The organism is Candidatus Melainabacteria bacterium (assembly GCA_003963305.1).
Taxonomy (GTDB): Bacteria; Cyanobacteriota; Vampirovibrionia; order Obscuribacterales; family Obscuribacteraceae; genus PALSA-1081.
Genome location: RXJR01000038.1, coordinates 1 through 22,366 on the forward strand (window position 1 = coordinate 1; position 22,366 = coordinate 22,366).

Annotated in this window: 18 protein-coding genes; 9 read left to right on the top strand and 9 right to left on the bottom strand. The window is 50.3% G+C overall.

Annotation, left to right across the window (positions count from 1 at the left end):
* The 3 genes from EKK48_30720 to EKK48_30730 all read left to right on the top strand — a co-directional run.
* Nucleotides 1-753 (top strand): hypothetical protein (locus tag EKK48_30720; protein RTL34692.1); only part of this gene is annotated, 753 nt, incomplete at its 5' end.
* A gap of 61 nt (nucleotides 754-814) precedes the next feature.
* Entirely contained in the window at nucleotides 815-1,366 is a 552-nt protein-coding gene (locus tag EKK48_30725) for a hypothetical protein (protein RTL34693.1), read from the top strand.
* A gap of 2 nt (nucleotides 1,367-1,368) precedes the next feature.
* Nucleotides 1,369-2,655, top strand: a complete 1,287-nt coding sequence (locus EKK48_30730) for a glutamate-1-semialdehyde 2,1-aminomutase (protein RTL34694.1) — start codon at nucleotides 1,369-1,371, stop codon at nucleotides 2,653-2,655.
* A 182-nt stretch (nucleotides 2,656-2,837) separates the two neighbouring features.
* On the opposite strand, the gene EKK48_30735 is transcribed toward EKK48_30730, so the two are convergent.
* The 4 genes from EKK48_30735 to EKK48_30750 are packed head-to-tail and all read right to left on the bottom strand — an operon-like array spanning nucleotide 2,838 to nucleotide 5,974.
* Nucleotides 2,838-3,161: a hypothetical protein gene (locus EKK48_30735; protein ID RTL34695.1), complete on the bottom strand. Its 324-nt coding sequence runs from the start codon at nucleotides 3,159-3,161 to the stop codon at nucleotides 2,838-2,840.
* Nucleotides 3,161-4,033: a glycosyltransferase gene (locus EKK48_30740; protein ID RTL34696.1), complete on the bottom strand. Its 873-nt coding sequence runs from the start codon at nucleotides 4,031-4,033 to the stop codon at nucleotides 3,161-3,163. The genes EKK48_30735 and EKK48_30740 overlap by 1 nt, the downstream gene beginning before the upstream one ends.
* A 13-nt stretch (nucleotides 4,034-4,046) precedes the next feature.
* Nucleotides 4,047-4,775, bottom strand: coding sequence for a glycosyltransferase family 2 protein (locus EKK48_30745; GenBank protein ID RTL34697.1), 729 nt, complete (start codon nucleotides 4,773-4,775; stop codon nucleotides 4,047-4,049).
* Nucleotides 4,776-4,822: 47 nt separating this feature from the next.
* A complete protein-coding gene (locus EKK48_30750; protein RTL34698.1) occupies nucleotides 4,823-5,974 on the bottom strand; it encodes a DegT/DnrJ/EryC1/StrS family aminotransferase in 1,152 nt (383 codons plus the stop codon).
* Nucleotides 5,975-6,205: 231 nt separating this feature from the next.
* On the opposite strand from EKK48_30750, the gene EKK48_30755 reads away from it, so the two are divergent.
* Together EKK48_30755 and EKK48_30760 are read left to right on the top strand one after the other, a co-directional pair.
* Nucleotides 6,206-7,252, top strand: coding sequence for an NAD-dependent epimerase/dehydratase family protein (locus EKK48_30755; protein ID RTL34699.1), 1,047 nt, complete (start codon nucleotides 6,206-6,208; stop codon nucleotides 7,250-7,252).
* An 89-nt stretch (nucleotides 7,253-7,341) separates the two neighbouring features.
* A complete protein-coding gene (locus EKK48_30760) occupies nucleotides 7,342-7,956 on the top strand; it encodes a TetR family transcriptional regulator (GenBank protein ID RTL34700.1) in 615 nt (204 codons plus the stop codon).
* 87 nt (nucleotides 7,957-8,043) lie between these two features.
* Here the strand turns inward: EKK48_30760 and EKK48_30765 are convergent, their stop codons facing one another.
* Both EKK48_30765 and EKK48_30770 read right to left on the bottom strand, forming a co-directional pair.
* Nucleotides 8,044-8,874 (bottom strand): suppressor of fused domain protein, encoded by an 831-nt coding sequence (locus EKK48_30765; protein RTL34701.1) that lies wholly within the window; start codon nucleotides 8,872-8,874, stop codon nucleotides 8,044-8,046.
* Between the two features lie 35 nt (nucleotides 8,875-8,909).
* On the bottom strand, nucleotides 8,910-10,712 hold the full coding sequence (locus EKK48_30770) for an elongation factor 4 (protein ID RTL34702.1): 1,803 nt from the start codon (nucleotides 10,710-10,712) through the stop codon (nucleotides 8,910-8,912).
* A 285-nt stretch (nucleotides 10,713-10,997) separates the two neighbouring features.
* Here EKK48_30770 and EKK48_30775 point away from each other — a divergent pair, with 285 nt between their 5' ends.
* Nucleotides 10,998-12,995, top strand: coding sequence for a bifunctional homocysteine S-methyltransferase/methylenetetrahydrofolate reductase (locus EKK48_30775; GenBank protein ID RTL34703.1), 1,998 nt, complete (start codon nucleotides 10,998-11,000; stop codon nucleotides 12,993-12,995).
* 91 nt (nucleotides 12,996-13,086) lie between these two features.
* Here EKK48_30775 and EKK48_30780 read toward each other — a convergent pair whose 3' ends face one another.
* Both EKK48_30780 and EKK48_30785 read right to left on the bottom strand, forming a co-directional pair.
* On the bottom strand, nucleotides 13,087-14,127 hold the full coding sequence (locus EKK48_30780; protein RTL34704.1) for a tetratricopeptide repeat protein: 1,041 nt from the start codon (nucleotides 14,125-14,127) through the stop codon (nucleotides 13,087-13,089).
* Between the two features lie 264 nt (nucleotides 14,128-14,391).
* A complete protein-coding gene (locus tag EKK48_30785) occupies nucleotides 14,392-14,913 on the bottom strand; it encodes an SRPBCC family protein (protein ID RTL34705.1) in 522 nt (173 codons plus the stop codon).
* A 235-nt stretch (nucleotides 14,914-15,148) separates the two neighbouring features.
* Here EKK48_30785 and EKK48_30790 point away from each other — a divergent pair, with 235 nt between their 5' ends.
* From EKK48_30790 to EKK48_30800, 3 genes are all read left to right on the top strand, one after another.
* The gene (locus EKK48_30790; GenBank protein RTL34706.1) at nucleotides 15,149-16,039 is read left to right on the top strand and encodes a polyphosphate kinase 2 family protein; all 891 of its coding nucleotides are present in this window, start codon (nucleotides 15,149-15,151) and stop codon (nucleotides 16,037-16,039) included.
* A gap of 289 nt (nucleotides 16,040-16,328) precedes the next feature.
* Entirely contained in the window at nucleotides 16,329-18,161 is a 1,833-nt protein-coding gene (locus EKK48_30795) for a hypothetical protein (protein RTL34707.1), read from the top strand.
* Nucleotides 18,162-18,251: 90 nt separating this feature from the next.
* A complete protein-coding gene (locus EKK48_30800; protein RTL34708.1) occupies nucleotides 18,252-18,773 on the top strand; it encodes a hypothetical protein in 522 nt (173 codons plus the stop codon).
* A 38-nt stretch (nucleotides 18,774-18,811) separates the two neighbouring features.
* Here the strand turns inward: EKK48_30800 and metH are convergent, their stop codons facing one another.
* Nucleotides 18,812-22,303, bottom strand: a complete 3,492-nt coding sequence (metH, locus tag EKK48_30805; GenBank protein ID RTL34709.1) for a methionine synthase — start codon at nucleotides 22,301-22,303, stop codon at nucleotides 18,812-18,814.
* Nucleotides 22,304-22,366: the final 63 nt, after the last annotated feature.

Below are 22,366 nucleotides of genomic sequence, written 5' to 3' on the forward strand. Positions count from 1 at the left end.
CTGCCGCAAAAAGCCATAGCTGGTCAACACATCACAGCATCGGTACTGGACGCGAACCGTACTGGTGAAAGCGGCATAGAGCTTGGTTTTAACGGCGTCAGACTGTCCACTGATGCGTCCGGGAAGGTAACATTTATGGTGCCGGAGGATGCTGTGCCTGGCAATTCTCTCTCAGTGGCTATGGTGGGCAATTCACAAGCGCGACCGGTGCAAGTAGAGGTGCTGCAGCCGTTGTCCACTTCCTCGCAACAAGAACCTCCAAGCATCGAACGAGCATCGAATATGGTATCAAGCAATGGAACCGTTGTTCTCGACGGCCATAACTTTGACGGTATCGCAGACCACAATCAGGTCATGATTGATGAGACCACCGAATGCAAAGTAACTGCCGCTTCTCCAGTGCAGTTGAAGGCAACAGTTCCTACAACAGTAGCGCCAGGTATCCACTTCGCGACAGTCCACTTGAGAGGAACGAAAAGCAATCCGGGGCGTTTCGATCTCGTCACCGCAGAGGTCCGTCCCGACAAGAAGGAAGCCGACAAGGAGCAAGAGACCACCCTGACCGTAAAAGTGTTAGGCACCACTAATCAAGTTCAGGTACGCCTGACCAATCAGACTCCGGATGTAATTAAGATTTCCAAAGGAAACGACCTGCATTTGACCACCTCCGGCGGCGATGACAACTCCGCAAATGTGGAGGTGCAGCGTCTGCGCAAAGGTTCGTATCGTGTGGACGCAGTTATAGAGCAGTAGGACACTGTTTGTAGTACGATCCCTGGCAGCCAAAAATGGCTTGAGCTGGGTAATAACTGCCGTGACCAAACCATCCAAAACAGAATCAACGCCGACCGACACAGCAAGCGGCAAGTCAAAAGCAGCGAAGACGAAAGAAACGATTTCATTTTTGTCTACCGCCGTACCTTTACTTGGATTGATAGGGACAGCGTTTGTGTGGGCGGCGGCGAATTTTTACGTCGGAACGGTCGATGTCAAACCAGCCGATGATTACCAGGAAATCACGATACAGGTTTTCGATCAGAAAGGAGGCGAGAAAGAGTTCCACACGCCGCACTTCTTGATCGAACCAGGCAAATATCACATGTCCATCAATCTGGACAAGAAAGGGGCACAGCACGTCGACGCGGAAGTGAAGCTCGGCGCGACTTCTGTGATACGAGTAGCAGCCGCTCCTAAACCCGCCGAAAGCGACAAAGACACAGACAAGGATGGCCGCAAACACTGGTGGCAAATTTGGAAGAAATCGAACGACAAAACTGAAGCGTCAAAGGAGCCGAGCGCAACGGTTGAAAAGCCTGGCGCAAGCAACTCTGATTCGAACCAACAAACCCAAAACACAGAGAAGTAATAATGACTGCCAGCGCTAGAAACAGCGACAAAACACTGCTCACCACAAAGTCTGAAGAATTCTCTCGAGAGATCGCAGCAGTGATTCCTGGAGGTAATGACAGTCCCTTCAGAGGGTTCGAAGAAGTGGGCGGGCACACCATTTTCTTCAACCGAGCCCTGGGTTCGAAACTTTACGACATCGACGGCAACACATACTTCGATTACCTGGGAGCCTGGGGTCCGGCAATACTCGGACACTGCGTTCCAGAGGTTGTAGCGGCCTGTCAGTCGGCGATCGCACATGGCGCCGTATTTGGTGCGCCACACGAATTAGAACTGGAGATGGCGAAACTGGTCATCGATACCATTCCATCAATCGAAAAAGTCCGATTTGTCAATTCCGGAACCGAAGCGGTAATGAGTGCGGTTCGCCTTGCCAGAGGCTTCACAAAGAAAGACAAAATCGTCATGTTCGAGGGCGGATATCACGGACATAGCGACGCAACTCTGTGCTCTCAAGGTCACCAGTCTAGTGCTGGAGTGCCGTCATCAACTGCACAGGAAACACTGCTGGCTACATTCAATGATTTTGAATCGGTGCGGCAGGTGTTCGCAAAGCATCGCGGTGAGCTCGCAGCCTTAGTTGTAGAACCTGTATGCGGCTCAATGGGTGTGATTCCCCCAAACCCGGGCTTCCTCGAAAAAGTTGATCGATTATGCAAGCAAGAAGGCATACTCTTCATTTGCGATGAGGTTCTAACCGGTCTGCGCGTAGCCCGCGGCGGAGCGCAGTCGCTTTACGAAATCAAACCGGATCTCACCTGCCTTGGAAAAGCTCTGGGCGGCGGAATGCCCATTGGCGCCTACGGCGGCTCCGCAGAGATAATGGAGCAGTTGCTTCCAAATGGCGATGTCTACCAGGCTGGTACGTTTTCGGGCAATCCTGTCACCATGGCCGGTGGCATAGCAACTTTAAAATTACTGGCTGATCCTCTCGTGTATAAAACCCTGGAATCACGCACGGCACAACTTTTCGAAGGATTACAGAATCACATAAACAGGAAGTCGCTACCGATACAGTTGCAACGGGTCGGCTCGATGTTCGGCATCATATTCGCAGCAAAACCAGTGAGAAATTGGCAAGATCACCTGAGCATAGACGCCAGGGCGTTCGCTCAGTTCTTTCACAAAGTGTTATCACAAGGGGTGTATCTGCCCCCATCATCAGTAGACGCAGCATGCGTCTCTGCCGCACACTCGGAAGATGACATCGAAGAAACCGTTCGAATAATGTGCGCGCAACTGTAAGGATTGCATGCCCGCGGTCGGTTAGGAGTGCGGTGCCCGCGAGACGCGGGCGCTCCATCAGGACTACGATGCCCGCGAGACGCGGGCGCTCCATCAGGACTACGATGCCCGCGAGACGCGGGCGCTCCATTAGGACTACGGTGCCCGCGGGACGCGGGCGCTCCATTAGGACAAGGATGGGGCTAGCGGATTGGCAGGAATCGTCCGATTGCGGACATCAGTTTCGCAACGGCGCCCTGGTCTACTGTCTCGCCGGCGACACGAAGCCTTTCATACTTGTCGACGAGCTTGCGAAATTCGGCATCACGCTTGCTGAACTGCGCATTCAGTTCATGGTAGCTGAGACTGATTGCCACATATTCCTCATGACGCTTGGTGTAAAGTCGGTCGAACGAGTTCATCAAATGAGCCAACGCCTCAGCGTCCAGCAGTCCTTTGTTGGTGTAGGTCTGCAGCATCTGTTCTGCTTGAGTGAACAAGCCTTCTTCGGTTAGCAATTCGCCCATTATAGTTGCCCCACTGTTACTTCAGTCCGTAATGCATCATGCTCCAGGTCTTGATAGTAGCTCATCACATTTGCAAGACCACGTTTCAAACGTGCGTCGTCAGCAGAGAGTCGTTGCAAGTCTCGGCTGAGTCGCACTCTAGCCACAGCCAATTCTTGAACACGCACTTTCTGCAATGACAAAATCTGAGGTAAATACTGTTTGTACAAATTGAGATTGCGCTGAACCAGAGCCGAGTAGCGATCTTCAAGAACGGAAGGTTCTGCGCTGGCGGAGTTCTCTCTGCGGAAATAAAGCGGCTGCTTGATCTGCTTGAAGTTGAAACCCTTTTGCAGCGCATCCAACAAGAATTGACGCTCCTGGTCGCTGTCCAGATTTTCGCGATAACCCTCTACAGCATCAAACACGCTTCTCTTATAGATGAAGGTATTACATACGGTGCTGCGGCTGAGAATTTGAGGGATCTCGAGTTCCGGATAAACAATGGCATCGGCGCCGCCAAAAATGCGAATTGCGGTGCAAACTCCGTCATCATTGCTGTCGAGCAGATACTTGACTGTCTCGCTCACATACTGTGGCGCCAGGAGGTCTGCCGCATCAAGGGTCAAAATATACTCACCAGACGAGCGTACGATACCCGCATTACGGGCAACAGAACTGCCCTTTCTCGACTCCAATTTGAAAACGAGCAACTTCGGATGACGAAGCCCTCGCAACAACTGAATGGCGCTCACCCCGGGCGAACAATCATCAACAACAATGATCTCGACATTCGCGTAAGTCTGCGCGATCACGCTTTCAACAGCGTCGCGCAAAAACTCCGGCTGATCAAAGTAAGGAATAACAACCGAAACAGTAGGTTGTGCAGTCATGTGTCACCTCAATCTAAAACGTCGAACGCATTTTGAAGAGATCTGAGAACGTTTCCCAAATCACGGAGAACTTGCCTCCAGATGCGCCTTGCGATAATCGTGGAAGATGGTCTATCGGAATCTCAACTACCTTAAAGCCGGCCCGCTCCGCTCGAATGCAGAGTTCAGCATCAACAAAAGGTGTGTGTGATCTCAGAATGACTTTGTCCAAAATCGATCTACGAAACAGCTTTATTGAATTCACATCAGTATGACGGTGACCGTAGAGAAAGCGCAAGAGAGTGTTGTAGATATGCGATTGGAATTTACGACGAGCCGGGTCGTTTCTTTTTACTCTTAAACCGATTACAAAATCATTTTTCTCAAGCCCTTTGGCCATTGCAAGGAGCTCTTTAGGAGCGTACTGATAGTCACCGGGCAGGGAAAAGATCAGATCTTTGCTGCCGGAGAGATATAGCTCTCGAATAGTCGCTCCGAAGCCTTTATTGACTTTATGATTAAGCACTTTTATACGACGGTTTCTGCTGGCAGCACCGTCGACAATAGCCTGTGTGTTATCTGTACTGCCGTCGTTGATGACAATAATTTCGTAATCGCGACAGACCTCGCGCAGTAAAGCGTCGGAATCTTCAATCAGGCGCCCAATCGTAGTTTCATCGTTGTATGCAGGTATCACCAGTGATACCGAAGTAAGCAGCCGGGCAACCGAAGATGAATATTTGAGCAAAGCAGATCTTGCCATGGTTTTTTCCGTTTGTCTCTGCTAGCAGCGCGGTCGGAACCGTTCCACTATCTCGCTTGTGTGGCTCGCTCTAACTGAACGCCAGCGGCAGCAGTTGAGGGTTGAGCGCAAAAATCACGAATGCCCTTGATCACTTCATCAATTTGTTCGTCGGTCAGTTCGGGGAACATCGGCAAGCTCAGAATTCTCTTCGCCAACCGTTCGGTAACAGGAAGGTCACCAGGTTTATAACCTAAATAGCTGTAGGCTTTCTGCGTATGTGCAGGAATCGGATAGTGAATCAGACACTGGATGCCACGATCCAGCAGATAAGATTGCAAGTCGTCTCGATGAGGCGTCTGAATAACGTACAAATGATATACGTGTGTGCTGTCGCTGTTTTCAGCAGGGGTCACAACCACGTCTTTCAGGGCGTCTGTGTACCGTTTTGCGATTTCACGACGACGATCATTCCATTCCAGAACAAATGGTATTTGTGCTGAAAGAATGGCAGCTTGCATCTCGTCAAGACGGCTGTTGATACCGACTATGTCGTGATGGTAGCGCTTCGACTGTCCGTAATTTCGCAACATGACGAGTCGATCGAAGTTTTCGCGCGATTTCGTCGAGACAGCGCCGCCGTCGCCGAACGCACCGAGATTTTTGCTGGGATAGAAGCTGAAAGCTCCAAAATCGCCTATTGTGCCGGCGATCTTACCTTTGTAGGTGGCACCTGTAGCCTGCGCCACATCTTCGACGACGACTAGCTTGTGCTTGGCAGCAATCGTCATGATGGCGTCCATATCGACGACCTGACCATAGAGATGCACAGGAATAATCGCTTTCGTTTTAGCGGTTATCTTGGATTCAGCGTCAGCGACGTCCATAACATAGGAAGCTGGGTCCAGATCAACGAACACGGGCGTTGCACCTGTCATCGAAATCGCGGATATCGTTGGTACAGCAGTGTGGGCGACTACGAGTACCTCATCACCAGGGCCCACGTCGCATGCGGCCAACGCAAGATAAATCGCCTCAGTACCCGACGCGCAGCCTGCCACGTAGCCGCTGCCTAAGAATTCTTCAAAGTCTTTCTCAAAACGCTCCAGCTCAGGTCCGAGAATATAGTGACCACTCTCCAGAACGCGCTGAACTGCCTTATCAATCTGGGGCCTGTACGCCTGATAGTGGGTCTTCAAATCACCGAAAGGGACTTTCACTGGCACCTCGCCTTTACATTAACAATCCAGAACATACTAGAAGAAAAGAGCTGACTGCGGATTAAGAGCGCTTTAGCATCCAGGCAGGCGCCCAACCAGTTCGGTTTCAAGCTCGTTAGATTTCTCAATAGCACGCCAAGAGCCATGGTAAGATTTGGCTTCTTCTCGTCGGGAATCAGCCAGGCGACTATGTTTTTGACGTCCCCAGGTAAGCACAATTTAATTTAGACAATGATCAATCAAGCGTTCAACGGAAAATCGGTTCTCATTACAGGTGGAATGGGCTTCATTGGCTCGAACCTGGCCATCCGCCTGGCCGAAGCAGGGGCGAAAGTAACCGTACTAGACGCAATGATCCCGGATTACGGCGGCAATGAATTCAACATTGCACCGGTGAAGGATCTCATCACTGTTAACTATTGCGATATCAGAGACGATTCTGCAGTTTCATATCTGGTCAAAAACAAAGACTACATTTTCCATCTGGCCGGGCAAGTCTGCCACCTCATGAGCCTCTCCAATCCGTTTCCAGATATCGACATGAATATCACCGGCACGGCTGTGGTCATGGAAGCTTGCCGAAAAAACAATCCCGATGCCATCGTCGTCTATACAGGCACTCGCGGTCAGTACGGTCCATCTGTGTCACTGCCTGTGAACGAAGAAGCACCGACAAATCCAAAAGGCATCTACGAAATCTCGAATTTGACTGCAGAAAAAATCATTCACGTTTATCACGATGTACACGGCATTCGTTCTGTTTTACTGCGTCTGAGCAACATCTACGGACCGCGCTCACAAATGAAACACTCGCGCTTCGGCGTCTGTAACTGGTTTGTACGTTTGGCTATGGATGAATCTCCAATTCAAGTCTTCGGCGACGGCAGTATCTTGCGCGATTTCTGCTATGTGGATGACTGCGTTGATGCAATCTTGCGTGCGGCCATTACAGAAAGTGCCTTTGGCGAAATTTTCAATGTCGGCTCAGATATTCCAGTCAGCTTCCTTGAACTGGTGAAGACAATTGTCGAGGTAGGGCAGCAGGGTTCATGGGAGTTTGCTGAGTTCTCAGCTGAAAGAAAAGCTCAAGAGCCAGGCGATTTCTATTCAGATGTAAGCAAGATAGCGAAATTCACAGGTTGGAAGCCAACCACAGATTTGAAAACAGGTCTGGCTCAGACATTCGACTACTACCGCAAATATCGCGAACACTACTGGACACCAACTGCAAAGACTTCAGTCACCACCAAACCGCAGCCGGCAACAGCCAAACTCTGATTTTGTGACAGTCAGATCACAGGAGCGCCGTTGCGGAATCGCTTGCGGTTGCAATCTGTTAGCATAGCGGGAAGATCGCCCGAGGCCTCATGATGACTACGAAAGTCGGTTCTAAGCAGGAAACCCGCACGGCCCTGATTGAAAAAGGTTTGGATATTATGCTCGTGAAGGGCTACACCAACACCGGCATTCAAGAGATTCTCAGCGCTCTGTCTATTCCAAAAGGTTCTTTCTATCACCACTTCGAAAGCAAAGAAAACTTTGCAGTTGAAATCATTCGCTATTACGACCATTTTCAGACGGCTGCTCTAAGCGCGATTCTAGGTGACTCCAGCCGCTCGCCCCTGGAAAGACTGCGTTTCTACTGCCAAACGTATCGCTCAAAATTGAATGCGCAGGAATGCAAAAGAGGCTGCTTGATTGGAAACCTCAGTCAGGAAATGTCTGATCAAAGCGAGATCTTGCGCCATGAATTGAGCACAGTAATGCGCAGATGGCGCGATCGATTTGCAGAATGCATTGCAGAAGGTCAGGGCACAGGTGAGATAAGCAGCCTGCGCTCTGCTGATTCACTGGCTGAGATTTTTCAATCTGCCTGGTCTGGTGCGGTTATGCGAGCAAAGGTATTGCGAGATCCGGAATCCATCGACAATTTTATGGATATCGTATTTGACGACATTTTGAAGGCGAAAGCCAGCGCCTGAGCCAAAGCCAAGACGAGAGCCGGAGCCAATAACGGAGCCATCGCCCACGCCTGAGACAAAGCCAGAGCCTGACCAGAGGACGCTTACTCAGAATCCACCGGCGCGAAAGTTGTCTGCAAATTGTTTGACGTTATCCAGCACAGTATCTATGTTGGCTCGTTCCATCACTGACTTGCGCTCGGGGTCCGAAACCTGTCCGTGACCGGTTTGCCTGAGCACTTCCTGAATGCACCAGGTGCCATACTCTTCTACGGAGTCTGCATATTTCAATTCATCATCGGTGATACCAATTGCACAAAATAAACCAAACCCACCTGAGGGAAGTTGATACCAACAATCCGGTGCTTCATCGGCGTACCACATGCAGACATTGCGGAGCTTAGACTCTGTATTGACGGCTATCGGTGCGTTCAAGGCGATGCGCACGCCGGGGCTGATCGTGCCGGCATGATTGAAGATGTAAAACGCCATACTTCTCAAAATCTGGGCCGGCCATTTAGCATCAACAGGCGATTTGATCATCAGCTCACAACCAAAAGCGGAAACTTCCTCGGGCTGCTGCTGAATCCAGGGCGTAGAAAGACCTGCGGTCACGTAAGTCCAGTAAGGGCGGAGCGGGTCCGGTCCATAAGCGAGCACCGCCAGATGGTGCTCCTCTGCTTCAGGATCTCCCGGGTCACCAGTATCGGTGCTGTTGTATTTGCTGGATTTTTTCTTCTTAGGTTTCTTGAGCTCTAATTTCGGAGGCGCATAACTTTCAGGAGTGACGTATGAAAAGTCACCGAACAACTGCTTGTACAGCTCGTCCCGAGCCTTCCAGGCGCTTACTAAGAGCTTCCGCTGAGCTTGAGCTGCTTCGCGTTCATCTTCCGGATTATCTCCGCCGGCGCTTCTCAATACAAAATCATCGTCGCTCAATTACGCTCCACCTGGGTCTCTGCGCACCAACCAGATCAATCTTCAAGCTTCAACAGAGCCATGAACGCTTCTTGTGGAATGTCGACTTTACCAACCGACTTCATGCGCTTCTTTCCTTCTTTTTGCTTTTCCAGAAGCTTGCGTTTACGACTGATGTCACCGCCATAACATTTTGAAAGGACATTTTTGCGCTGGGCAGAAATCGTCTCGCGCGCTACGATCTTGCCGCCGATAGCCGCTTGAATAGGCACTTCGAACATCTGTCGTGGTATCAACTTCCGCAACTTTTCAGCTAACTGCCTGCCGGCAGATTGAGCACGCTCATAGTGAACGATTGCAGAAAGAGCGTCACAAGGCTCGCCACCGATAAGGATATCGAGCTTAACAAGACGCGATTCACGATATTCGTGGAAATGGTAGTCGAGACTGGCATATCCTTTCGAACGTGATTTCAACTGGTCGAAGAAGTCAGTGATGATTTCAGCCAATGGCAAGTGATAGTGAAGCATGGCTCTGCGCGTGTCGACGTATTTCATGTCGACAAACACGCCCCGTCGACCCTGAGCCAGTTCCATCAAAGGTCCGACGAACTCGTTGGGAACAAGAATGCTGGCGGCGACAAACGGCTCTTCGATTTTTTCACGATAGTTTGGATCTGGCAGCTTGGCTGGGTTCTCAACCATGATCACGGTGCCGTCCGTCTTCGTCACACGGTACACCACGGATGGTGCAGTCGTGATTAGATTGAGATTGTACTCACGCTCCAGACGTTCCTGAATAATCTCCATGTGCAATAAGCCCAGGAATCCGCATCGAAAGCCAAATCCCAGAGCATCGGAAGTTTCAGGCTCGAAAAACAAGGAAGCATCATTCAATTTCAATTTTTCCAGAGCATCACGGAGCTCCGGATATTGATCGTTATTAACTGGATAGATACCTGCATACACCATCGGTTTGGCAGGGCGATAACCTGGCAAAGGCTCCGCCGCCGGTCGCTCATGGTGAGTTATGGTGTCACCGACCAGGGTCGAGACGTCCTTAATCGACGCAGCTAAGTAACCGACTTCGCCAGGTCCAAGCCGGTCGACACGCACTTGTTGCGGACGCAAAATGCCTAGCTCGATAACCTCGAAAGACTTCTGGTTAGCCATGAATTTGATGCGGTCGCCGACTCGAATTTCGCCGTCTTTGACACGGAAGTAAACGATGATACCTCTATAGCTTTCAAAATAACTGTCGAAAATCAGCGCTCTCAGTGGCTCATTGACTGTATTTGCAGGCGGTGGAATGAAGTGAACGATGGCTTCGAGCACATCTTCTATACCAATGTTGTTTTTGGCGCTGGACAAAACAGCATGACTGGCGTCGAGACCTATAACTTCCTCGATTTCCTGCCGAATTCTCTCGGGCTCTGCGCTGGGCAGATCGATTTTGTTGATTACAGGCACGATCTCGAGATTATTCTCAACTGCCAGATGCACATTCGCGAGAGTCTGCGCTTCGACGCCCTGAGTCGAATCCACAACCAGGAGTGCGCCTTCACAGGCCGCAAGACTGCGTGAAACCTCGTAACCGAAGTCGACGTGACCAGGCGTATCGATAAGATTGAGAATATAGACCTTGCCATCCTTGGCAGGGTATTCCATACGAGCAGGCTGCGCTTTGATTGTGATACCGCGCTCACGCTCGATGTCCATCGTGTCGAGCACTTGTTCTTGCATTAACCGCTTGGCGATCGTTGCTGTATTCTCCAACAGACGGTCGGCAAGCGTAGATTTACCGTGATCGATGTGAGCGATGATTGAGAAATTGCGGATTAAGGTTACGTCTGTTGTCACGGCGGAATGAACTGTCTCTTATTAATGACACCTGTAGCCCGCTCAAAATCTGGCGACCACCGGGGACTGCCAGCTTCAGTGCTGCTCGACTGATTTTAGCAGGCCTCACGGCTAGTTTACTGTCGGCGCAGTTTGGAAACGTAACGATAATCGAACTGGCATGAAAAGCACGTAGGGTCTCGGATCCGTTGCTCCGCGCCGCACCAGCGGGTAAATCGACGCAACTGGCATGTTAAAATTGGCTGCTAGTCTCAATTGGGATGAGGCGAAGATAAAGGAACAGGTATGACTCACCCTTTCTTACAAGCGCTCAAAGAGCGACCACTGCTTGTTGACGGCGCCACCGGAACACTCTTGTACTCAAGAGGAGCTTCAACAGAAGCAAGCTTCGAGCATCTCAATCTGACCAGACAAGATCTCGTGCAGCAGGCGCACATCGACTATATAAATGCCGGCGCCGACGTCATAGAAACTAATTCATTTTCAGGAAACAGATTGCGACTGGCCAACTTCGGTCTGGAGGAGCAAGTCTGGAAGCTTAACGTATGGGCTGCCAAAGTAGCTCGCAACGCCCGTGAAGTCGCAGGGCAGCCGGTTTTCGTAGCAGGCTCGGTAGGACCTACGGGTAAGTTGCTCAGCCCGCTTGGCGATGTAACAGAAGAAGAAATTGCTAATGCCTATCAAGAGCAAATGGAAGCTTTGCTGGCAGGTGGCGTCGACCTGTTCATGATTGAAACGATGTCCTCACTGGAAGAAACCGCCATTGCCGTTCGCATGGCCAGGAAAGTTTCACAACTGCCGGTGGTGGCACAACTGAGTTTCTCGGTGGAAGGGCATACTTTCCTCGGCGTCACACCCGAAGATGCAGTTCGACTGCTTCTGGAATTGGGCGATGACCTGCCGGACGTCTTTGGTATCAATTGCGGTGCTGGCCCGGGTCCCGTATTCGACAGCTTGATTCGTTTGTCGGCAGCAGTAAGAGCAAAAGGCTACGGCGAAGACAAGATCACCTTCTCCTGCTTGCCCAACGCCGGGCAGCCCAGCTTGAGCGGTGGTCGCTATACCTTTATGAGCAGACCGAACTACTGCGCATCTTATGTAGAGCCGATGGTCCGCAGCGGCGCTCGCCTGATTGGCGGATGCTGCGGCACTACGCCCGAACACATTAAAGCGATGCGTGCAGCGCTCGACCGTTACATTCAATCATCGAAACAAGCCAGCTCTGCCACTCTTACAGATCTTCCGGCAGTGGAAGTACCACCTGCCGTGTCGATTATTGCTAAATCTGGCAAGTCAGACTCTTCGCATTCAAATAATCTCAAAGATGGTAAAGAAGGCAAAGCCAAAGGCGAACTGCCTGATCTGGCGATGCGCCTGAAAGAAGCGAAAGAAAAAGACAACGGCGACTTTTATATCAGTGTCGAGCTAGACCCGCCTAAAGGCGCCGTCTCGAAAAAACTATTGCAAGCGGCGCAGCTTATTTATGAGGCAGGCGCAGATGCCATCAATGTTGGTGACAGCCCGATGGCTAGAGTTCGTATGTCGTCGCTAGCGACATGCCAGCTAATCAGCCAGAAAGTCGGCATCGATACAATCATCCACTTCACGACACGCGACAGAAACTTGATGGGAATCCAGGCTGACTTGCTTGGCTGTCAGGCTTTAGGCATCAAAAATGTAATCGCTCTGACCGGTGACCCGCCCGCCCTCGGCAACTATGTGCATGCTACAGCTGTGTATGACGTCGATTCAGTCGGGCTGATCAAAATCATCTCGCAACTCAATCAGGGTCAGGACATTGCAGGCAATTCAATCGGCTCTCCTACGACTCTGTCGATCGCCTGTGCACTGAACCCGACTCACGAGAATCGGCAGCAAGAGCTGGAGCGCTTGAGAAAGAAAATAGATGCGGGTGCGCATTTCATCATGACTCAACCGATCTATCAAGTCACCGATTTAACAGATTTCCTCGATCAATTCGGGCCGCTGCCGATTCCAATACTGGTAGGTATCATGCCCCTGCACAGTTTCAAACACGCTGAATACCTGCATAACGAAGTTCCAGGCATAAGCATCCCACAAGAGATCAGAGATGCCATGGAGAAAGCTGGCGACGAAGGTTCACAAGTCGGTTTAGAACTGGCGGAAAAGTTGCTGGATGAGGTCAAGTCTCTGTGCCAGGGCACTTATCTGGTGCCCTCATTTGGCCGCTATGAAGAGATGGCGACGCTGGTGCGCCGCCTGAAAGCAAAATCCAAATCGAAAAGCGCTGCTCCCGCCTGATCACGTACTGTGATTATGGCTAACCATAAAGCAGCGCGCCGACTTGATTGTCGGCGCGTACTTTCCGCTTTAGCTCAGGCTCAGAGCAAAATTACCGGTTGCCGGGTCCGTTAGAAAGACTCGTATTGCGAGAATTTCCGGCATCACCTACATGCTGCGCTCGAATTGCATTTACATGCTGGTCGAGCGTCTCAGCCAGATAGGCGCGATTAGTCTTGCGCAAGAGCAAAGCGTACTGCTCCTCGATGTCGGCAACGCGAGGATGCATTCGCCCGTACGCCTTCTCTCTAATCGCCAGGGCTCTCTTTAAAAGTGGCTCAGCAAGAGCAAAGCGTTCTTGCACAAGGTACAAACGAGCTAAATTTTTCAGTTCTGTCGAGACGCTTGGATGATTAGAACCGCAAGCGGACTCTCTGATTTTTAGCGCATCGACAAGCACAGGTTCCATTTTTGAATACATTCGCAAGCGGCAATACAAATCAGCAAGCCTGGTCAAGAGATCAGCAACTGAAGTGTGCTCGGCACCGACCATCTGCTTCAAAAGTTCGAGTTCCAGCTCAGTTTCTTTGATAGCGTCTTCGATGGTTTTAGTATTCGAGAAGGTTGGACGTGGACTCGACATTTCCGGTATAGCACCAAATCTAGTACCAGACGTGCCGGGACGAAGTGATTTTTGAGGAGGTTGTGCGGCTGCCGCCGAAACGGGCGGGACTGCGCTTTTTGCAGTTGCGTGTGAACTGGACATTCCTGAAGGAACTGTGGATTTGACTGTTTGCACAGGCTTGCCGCCCAGTCGCAACTGCTTGAGCTGTTCCAGACTCTCTCGAGTTTTCTCCACGTCATCGTGGTGAAATCCAACCAGGTTCAGTCGGATATTGAGAGCTCGTTTCAACAGGCGCTCAGCTTCATCAAAGCGCTCTGCACCAGCATATAGCTGGGCAAGCTTAGAAGCAGTGGTAGCTACTTCAGCAGATGATTCTCCCAGAGCTTGCTCTTGAATCTTCAAGAACTTCTCGAGATCAGGAATCGTGTCACATTTCATATCGCACCATTGTTCCAGGCAAACCAGAAAAAGAAGACCGCAGCATAGTATAGACTGCAAATGTTCAAAGAACACCTCAGTCTGAAGCATTCGGTGCTTCTTGTGAATCACCGGAGCTTCAAATCAATGCAGTTGTCGGACCGAACGCATGAGCTGATTCCCGCGTCAGAGGAAATTGGGCTCTATGGTAAAAGGGAGCATCTTTTGTGTGCACAAGCAAAAACGCTGAATGCACATTTCTATTTTTACTCGTTTCAAAAAAACAGGTATTGGTTTTTCTATATAACTTTGTACGGGAAAAATATACTGCAGTCGAAATTACTGCTTGAAAATACCATTGCTGAGCTTCCGGAACTATGATTTCTGGGCGATTCTAGCTGTCTCAGACAAACGCTTGATAGATTGCAAACGCGCTTTCATATCCTTATGTGCAGCAGCAGCACCAATTTCATTGGCAAATGGAATCTTCACCCCACTGTCGACTTGAGTACTCAACTCGAGGGTGACAGAATCTGCTCCGTTCGGCACGATCACGTAGCTGCCGGACCCCGAAACGAACTTGTCGGACTTCATCATCGTATAGTCGATACGCTGATAGGGCACTTCCTTCTCGACCCAGGTGCAATGAACATTGCCAAGTACGGGTACTCCCTCCAGCTGCTCTTCGACAACGGCGCTCTTGCCGTCATAGGAGACGAGCTTGCGTCGATAAGCGCTCGAGTTGCGATACCCCTGCAACGCCTGAAAAACGGACTCAGGACTGGCATCGATCTTTACTGTTTCTGTAACCGCTCTGCATTTAGCCAACCCAGGAGAAGCGAGAGTCAAAACGATCAGGGCTGATAACGCAGTTCTTAGAGCAGCTACTTTCAACATCACAAAAGCTCACGAAAAAACTCTCTGGCTGGTAGCCAAAGGGATGGGATCTAAACGCACACGAAAACAATCGAGGATAAAAGCGCTTCAGTCGGCGCTGCCTAACCTCTCCTGATAATATCTTGCCCGAAAAATGCTATTTATATCGGCAACTCTGCACTTTTTTGTCTATCTTGCAGGGATTTTACAGACAACCTGCGTGTTACATTCTTCGCACCACTTTTGGAGCCAGCGCATGAAACTACAAACCAAAGATCTTGACGCGATCATCGAAAAATTCATCGCCCAGGGCGGCAAGAAGATTTCGCTCAAGAAAGACTTTGCAACTGAAGTCAAATTTGAAGACACCTCGAAGGAAGAACTGACGGCAGCGCTGGAAGCAGGCAAGGTGCTGCTTGCTGAAGAGCAAGACAAACTTTATGCTGCCCGCTCCCATGGGCTTCTCGTAGTCATTCAGGCGATGGATGCAGCCGGAAAAGATAGCACCATCAAGCACGTCATGAGTGGTGTCAATCCACAAGGATGCCAGGTGCACAGCTTCAAAGCTCCTTCGGCGGAAGAACTGAATCACGACTATCTCTGGCGCTGTGCCAAAGCTGCACCACAACGTGGTTTTATCGGTATTTTCAATCGTTCCTATTATGAAGAAGTCTTGATTACGAAAGTACATCCGGAAATTCTGATCAAGCAGAATTTGCCTCCGGAATTACGCGACAAGAATATATACAAACGGCGCTACGAAGAAATCAGTTCATACGAAAAATATCTCGTCAACAACAGCATCTGCGTAATCAAATTCTTTTTGCACGTCTCAAAAGAGCAACAAAGAAAAAGATTTCTGGAACGAATCGAACTGAAAGAGAAAAATTGGAAGTTCTCAGCGCAGGATGCTTTCGAAAGAGCACGGTGGGATGACTACCAGGAGGCTTACGAACAGTGCATAGAGAATACAAGCACGAAGCATGCCCCCTGGTACATCGTGCCCGCCGATTACAAACCGCTGACTAGATTGTTTGTCGCGCACGTCATACAAAAGACGCTGAAAGATCTGAAACTAAAATATCCGGCTGTCAGCCCGGAAGAAGAGAAGGCGTTGATCGAAGCAAAAGCGATGCTCACAAAGTAGTCGAAATCGGCCTGCACAAAGCTGCATATAAATATAGAACGAAAATTGCGATCGCTGAAAAGCCGACAGGCTGGAACATACGCGGATTCGTGTATTTGAAAACCAGCATGAATATATATACTCCGGTATACCACGCATAGCCGCCGTTCCAGTACATTTGGAGTAGTTGGGTTCTCTGGAAGGTTTCCACTAATAGACGGGTTTTTGAGCCAGTCTTTGCCCCGCTTGGTCGCAAGCCAAACGGAAAGCGAAGCTGGTCTATCGATCAACCAAGGATAGTCGGCGTCCCATGTTCAAGAAACGCTTACTTCGAATTCTGCGTAAGTTCTGGAAGCCAGAACAACCGCTTGCCGCGCCTGAACCCGTAGAGGATCTGCAAACCCGATTGCAGCATTTAAGTGAGCGCTACCCCTCGGCTGAACCGCCTGCTGATGCCGTACACGTGCAAATGCACGAAATCGAGCTATGCGAAGTCGACCTGGCCACCGAGCAAGGGCTGACACGCGGCATTGAAACGACTGGCCTGAACAACTGGGCGAACAACCGCAGAAAAACCACCTCAAACGACAATTTATCGGTTCCCAAAAGCCCCTTTGCTTACGACATCGATCCCGGTCGAGCGCCAGCTAAGCGGTCGGAAGAGATTCGGATTTCCAACCTGCATACTAAAGCGGACTCACACGCTAAACTCGATTCGCACACGAAAGCCGATTCGCACACCAAAGCCGGCTCGCATGCTAAAGCCGACTCGCTCTCTAAAGCCGACTTCAACAATAAAGTCGACCTTATAAATCATTCGCTCGACCAGATCTCAAAGAAAGTAGCGTCGCACGCCCATGAGCAACGCCAACCGGTAGCCAGACAGCAGATCTCAGAAGCAGCCTTGCGAGAAATCACTCGACGTGAGGCAATTAACCGCAGTCAGATCTCGCGTTCGCTTGCCGGTTTCACCGACGAAGAGCATCGAGATACAGCGCTTGCCGACAAGTGGGACTGTTGCTCATACAACTCATTGTTTGTCTTGCCCGATCAGTCGACCGGCACGACCACAGAGTACGAGGAAGACTACGAGGAGGACTTGCTGCCCTACTTCACCGAAACCTTGCTTTTACAAGAAGACGAGCTGGAGGATCCATTCTACTTATCGGATGGCAAGGCGCCTCCTTCATCTATAACGGAAAGTGAGAGTGCAAATCGGACGGATGATTCCGAGCAACTCTCGATCAATCAGTCGATTCACAACTCGAGTCAGGCAAGCCCTGAAAAGATCAATCCTCAGCCATCGCCTGCACCAAAAATGGTGCCCACACCCAGATCAAAAGCAGCCAAAGCTGATTCGACCGGCTCTGCAGCATCCGGACCTACAGACAGCTCCACAGCACTGCAACCATATAAGAATCTGTCAGACAACGCCCTCAAACTTATTGCCCAGAAGCCGGAGACTCCGGCAGCAACACTCAAGTGGTTGGCCTCGCACACAAACCCGCACATTCGCGCTGCCGTTGCGAAAAACCCGAGCACGCCTGGCGATACGATCACCGTTCTGGCCAAAGACCACGAAGCAGGAATTCGCCATTCCATTGCAGAAAACCCACTCAGCTCAATGGATGCTCTCAATCTGCTCATCAAGGACAGAAACCCGCTCATCGCCTGGCGCGCACAAAACACGGTTTCCCAGATCCGCGAGAATCAGCGAGCCGCTCAGCAAACCAAAGAGGCTGCATTGCTGGAATCACAAAAGGAAAAAGAAGTGGCTCACCAGATCAAGGAAGCAAAAATCGCAACGACAGAAGAGACAATTGCCTTCCTGCAAGTGATTGCCCGCAAAACAAACACACCGGTGCGCAGGCTGGAAGAATTGGCCAGGCATGCCGATCCTCGTGTACGCGGTGCAGTCGCTGAAAATGCCAATGCGCCCGCTGAAATATTGTGGCAACTTTCAAAAGATCCAGAATCACTGGTGAAAACGAAAGTGACCGACAATTATAATTGCCCGATCGAAATTTTGGAAGCGATGAAAGATGACGAAGACGCTTATGTTGCGTATCAGGCTCACAGCGTGCTGAATCGAGTGCTCGGCGCCAGTTACGACCATCATATCCGCACGGCGACCTGGCCTTAATTGCAAATTGCTCAGCCAGCTGAGGAGACTAAGCCCTTCAAAAACGGGGTATAGCAACGTAGCCACCAGCTAAGCGGGCGAGGATCAGTGATGTCGCAGCGTTTTTACTTAGCAAATCACAGCCCCAGAATAGTGCTCACTTTAATAGTACTGACTGTCCTTGTGTTCGGACCAATTTCCTATGTCAATAGTGAACTCAGTCGTGGAGGCTTCACCGCGGCAGGCATAGCGTGCATTTGCCTGGCGATAATCTGTGGACTTGTGCTCGTCAGTCTGGTGGCATTGATTGTGGTAGACCTGCTTCGAAAGCCGTATATCGAGTTGCATGAGGACAAATTGGTGTTGCATGGAACATTCAACGATCAGCAAATCTACTTCGTTAAAGTGGCTAAAATACTATTGTCTGACAATGGTGAATTGATGGTCAACGAATATGCTGGCATTGACAGTGATGCAAAATATTCGTCATCACCATTAATCGTAAGCGAAGCCCAGGTCGGTCGAGAGAAGTTTCAGCAACTGCTCTCGCATCTAAAACTCAAATCAGGAAAAGAGCCTGCTCTGGTACCGAAACTGAACTCAGTTTTCGTTCGACGAGAGCTGAGCGAATAAGGTCGATCCTGAAACAAACAGTTGAGCGACGCTTCGGCTCAGTCTTCCTGTACGGCACCAACAGGCGTGCGCGAGATGTTGAAATACTTAGCTTCAGGATGCGGCACAACTATTGCCGAGGTGCTCTGCTCAGGAACGAGCATAAACTCTTCTGAAAGTGACATGCCGATGCGTTCGGGTTGCAGCAGTTCAAAGAGCTGTTTTTGATCTTCCAGGTTCGGGCAAGCTGGATAACCAAAACTATATCTGGTGCCGCGATAACCCTGCTGGAACATTTTCTGCCGCTCGGCAGCATCTTCTGCTGCGAAGCCAAGTTCAGCCCGAATGCGCTTATGTATCACCTCAGCCAGACCTTCAGCCGATTCGACAGACAAACCATGGAAATATAGATACTCAGTGTACTTACCTTCCTTGAACAACTCCTGAGCGTATTCACTGGCAACATCACCCATGGTGACTACTTGAAGCGGCAATACATCCATTCTCTTCTCATCGACGGCACTGAAAAAGTCTGAAATACACAGATATCTGCCGTGGTCTTGCCTTGGGAATCTGAACCGAACCCACTCAGTCTTTCGGTCTTCGCGATAGACGATCAAATCGTCACCGGAAGATTGACAGGGGAAATAGCCATAAATAGCTTTAGGCGCAAGCAGCTTTTCTTTGATGCATCTACTTTTCAGTTCAATGAGAGCAGGCATGACCTTGTCGGCGACCATAGCCTTGTACTCAGCCTCCGGCATCTGACCCTGCCTGACTCTGAACTGTCCACGAATCAGCACATTCTCGTTGACGTGGTCGAATACTTCGCTCAGCGGCACGTCTTCAATTATCTTCGAGCCCCAAAACGGTGGCACTGCAATTTCCACATTGCGCGTCACATCAGAACGCTCCGGCTTCTTCTGACCGTTGTTGGAAACTGGGTCTCCGCCGTTGCCGTTCTTCGGCTCGACGACCTGGACGACCGGGCGCTCACCTGGCGCTGACATGAACGGCGTCAGGTCACGATTCTTGGCGATTGCTTCCATAATGCGCAAATCATCGAATGCATCACCGGCATAGAACAACTTACCGTTGTACACGCGACGGCAGTCCTCTTCTACATACCGGCGAGTCAGAGCAGCGCCGCCCAGAATGACAGGTATGCCGATATCGCGCTGATTGAGAATGTCGAGATTCTCTTTCATTATCACAGTCGATTTGACGAGCAAACCACTCATCCCGATACAATCTGCTTTGTGCTCAACGGCGGCAGAGATGATGTTTTCGATGGGCTGCTTGATACCGAGATTGATCACTTTGTAGCCGTTATTAGTGAGAATGATATCGACAAGATTTTTGCCGATATCGTGCACATCGCCTTTGACAGTAGCCAGTACCATCGTCGCCAGCGATGAGCCTTCCACACGGTCCATGTATGGTTCAAGAAATGCCACTGCCGCCTTCATTGTTTCGGCTGATTGCAAAACGAAGGGCAATTGCATTTTGCCCGAGCCGAACAATTCGCCGACAACCTTCATACCTTCCAGGAGGATGTCATTGATTATGGCAAGGGGAGCATACTTCTCCATCGCAATTTTCAAGTCTTTCTCGAGATTGACCCTATTACCGTCTATGACGCGCTTCTTGAGCACATCTTCGATTTCAGCGGGGCCGCTCTCTACTTCAGCGGCAGACGATTTACCGCCGCGTTCCTTGTAGAACTCAAGCAATTTGAAAAGAGGGTCATAATCATCGCTGCGCTCGTCAAAAATCAGCTTGCGGTGATATTCACGTTCCTCTTCATTGATTTTGTACAGAGGCAAAATTTTCTGGGCATTGACGATAGCCATATCCAGCCCGTACTCAACAGCATAGTGCAAGAAGACAGAGTTGAGAATTTGCCGAATCGCCGGGTCGAATCCAAAAGAGATGTTGCTCACACCAAGAATAGTGTGCACACCCGGCAGATTCTCCTTAATCAGCTTGATGCCTTTAAGTGTCTCGAGACCAAGCTTGCGGTCATCTTCGTTGCCGGTTGAGAGCGTGAATGTGAGAGCGTCGAAGATCAAGTCCGAAGGAGCGATACCAGCCGCGGTGGCGATATCGTAAATGCGTCTGGCAATTTCCAGTTTCTTTTCAGCGGGCCGAGCCATGCCCACTTCATCGATGGTCAAAGCCACGGCGGCAGCGCCATACCTGGTGATCAGCTCGATTTTGCGAAGCATTTTTTCTTCGCCGTCTTCCAAATTTATAGAATTAACAATCGGCTTACCGGCAACCAGCTGCAACGAATCCTCGAGCACATTGAACTCGGTGGTATCGATGACCAGCGGAATCTGCATCTCTGTGTTCAGCCGCTTGATGAGCGTATTCATGTCGCGCACTTCATCGCGTCCGACATAGGCTGTGCAAACGTCTAAAACATGCGCTCCCTCTCGCTCCTGGTCGCGCGCCATGGCGACCATAGAGTCCCAATCTTCCTTCTGCAAAAGCTGTTTGAACTTACGACTGCCGTTTGTGTTGGTGCGCTCACCGACAATCAGCGGCGCCGGGTCGACATGCATTGCAACGGATGTGTAGATGCTCGATACGGAAGGAGTGAAATCAATCAGACGCTGCTTGGGCTTGATATTGCCCACGACCTCGCAAACGCGCTTCAGATGCTCAGGCGTAGTACCGCAGCAACCACCGATGATGTTCACGCCGAGATCTCGAGCGAAGTGATTGAGCGAATCAGCCAGTTCCTGCGGCGTCAGCTTGTAGACTGTTTCGCCGTTCACATTTTCAGGCAAACCGGCGTTGGGCAAAACGGAGACGTACTTAGGACTGTTGTGACAGAGATAGCTGACAGGATCGAGCATCTCGCGAGGACCGGTAGCGCAGTTCAAACCAATCACATCAATTGGAAAAGCATTGAGAGTGGTCAGGGCACAGGAAATATCAGAGCCTACGAGCATCGTGCCCAGAGGTGGTGCCTCAATGGTGACTTGAGTGATAATTGGTACGCGTTTACCGACTTTCTTCAAATAGTCGAGAATGGCAACAATAGCTGCTTTAGCCTGCAAAAGATCTTGCCCGGTCTCAAACTGCAGCGCATCTACGCCACCATCTACAAGCCCGGCCACTTGCACGTAATATGCATCTTTCATCTCGGCGAAGGAAATGTGACCGAGTGAAGGCAGTTTAGTAGTCGGTCCTATAGAACCGGAAACAAAACGTTTCTGCCCGTTCTGCGAATAACTGTGCGCGACATCTCGAGCCAGTTCGGCGGCCTTTTTATTTAGCTCGTAAGCCCGTTCAGCCAATCCGAATTCAGCCAATACTATCGGCGAGCCGCCAAACGAGTCGGTTTCGACAACATCACAGCCGACTTCCAGAAAGGAAGCGTGGATCTCTTTCAACACATGAGGTTGGCTTTCGACCAGGATTTCGGGACAATTTTCATAGCCGAGATAGTCATCGATGGAAAGGTCATACTTATGAATCGATGTGCCCATGGCTCCATCGAATATGAGGACCTTTTCCTTCAGTGCTTCCAGGAAATCCATCGAAAGGCTAATCTCGCGCCGCTACCGAGACAGTTATATCCCAAAGAGCTTGTCAAAATCAAA

Excerpts from the sequence above, each read along its gene's own strand:
- EKK48_30730 (RTL34694.1), top strand. The coding sequence starts at position 1,369 with ATGACTGCCAGCGCTAGAAACAGCGACAAAACACTGCTCACCACAAAG.
- EKK48_30735 (RTL34695.1), bottom strand. The coding sequence starts at position 3,161 with ATGGGCGAATTGCTAACCGAAGAAGGCTTGTTCACTCAAGCAGAACAG.
- EKK48_30740 (RTL34696.1), bottom strand. The coding sequence starts at position 4,033 with ATGACTGCACAACCTACTGTTTCGGTTGTTATTCCTTACTTTGATCAG.
- EKK48_30745 (RTL34697.1), bottom strand. The coding sequence starts at position 4,775 with ATGGCAAGATCTGCTTTGCTCAAATATTCATCTTCGGTTGCCCGGCTG.
- EKK48_30755 (RTL34699.1), top strand. The coding sequence starts at position 6,206 with ATGATCAATCAAGCGTTCAACGGAAAATCGGTTCTCATTACAGGTGGA.
- EKK48_30760 (RTL34700.1), top strand. The coding sequence starts at position 7,342 with ATGATGACTACGAAAGTCGGTTCTAAGCAGGAAACCCGCACGGCCCTG.
- EKK48_30775 (RTL34703.1), top strand. The coding sequence starts at position 10,998 with ATGACTCACCCTTTCTTACAAGCGCTCAAAGAGCGACCACTGCTTGTT.
- EKK48_30780 (RTL34704.1), bottom strand. The coding sequence starts at position 14,127 with ATGCTTCAGACTGAGGTGTTCTTTGAACATTTGCAGTCTATACTATGC.
- EKK48_30785 (RTL34705.1), bottom strand. The coding sequence starts at position 14,913 with ATGTTGAAAGTAGCTGCTCTAAGAACTGCGTTATCAGCCCTGATCGTT.
- EKK48_30790 (RTL34706.1), top strand. The coding sequence starts at position 15,149 with ATGAAACTACAAACCAAAGATCTTGACGCGATCATCGAAAAATTCATC.
- EKK48_30795 (RTL34707.1), top strand. The coding sequence starts at position 16,329 with ATGTTCAAGAAACGCTTACTTCGAATTCTGCGTAAGTTCTGGAAGCCA.
- EKK48_30800 (RTL34708.1), top strand. The coding sequence starts at position 18,252 with ATGTCGCAGCGTTTTTACTTAGCAAATCACAGCCCCAGAATAGTGCTC.
- metH (RTL34709.1), bottom strand. The coding sequence starts at position 22,303 with ATGGATTTCCTGGAAGCACTGAAGGAAAAGGTCCTCATATTCGATGGA.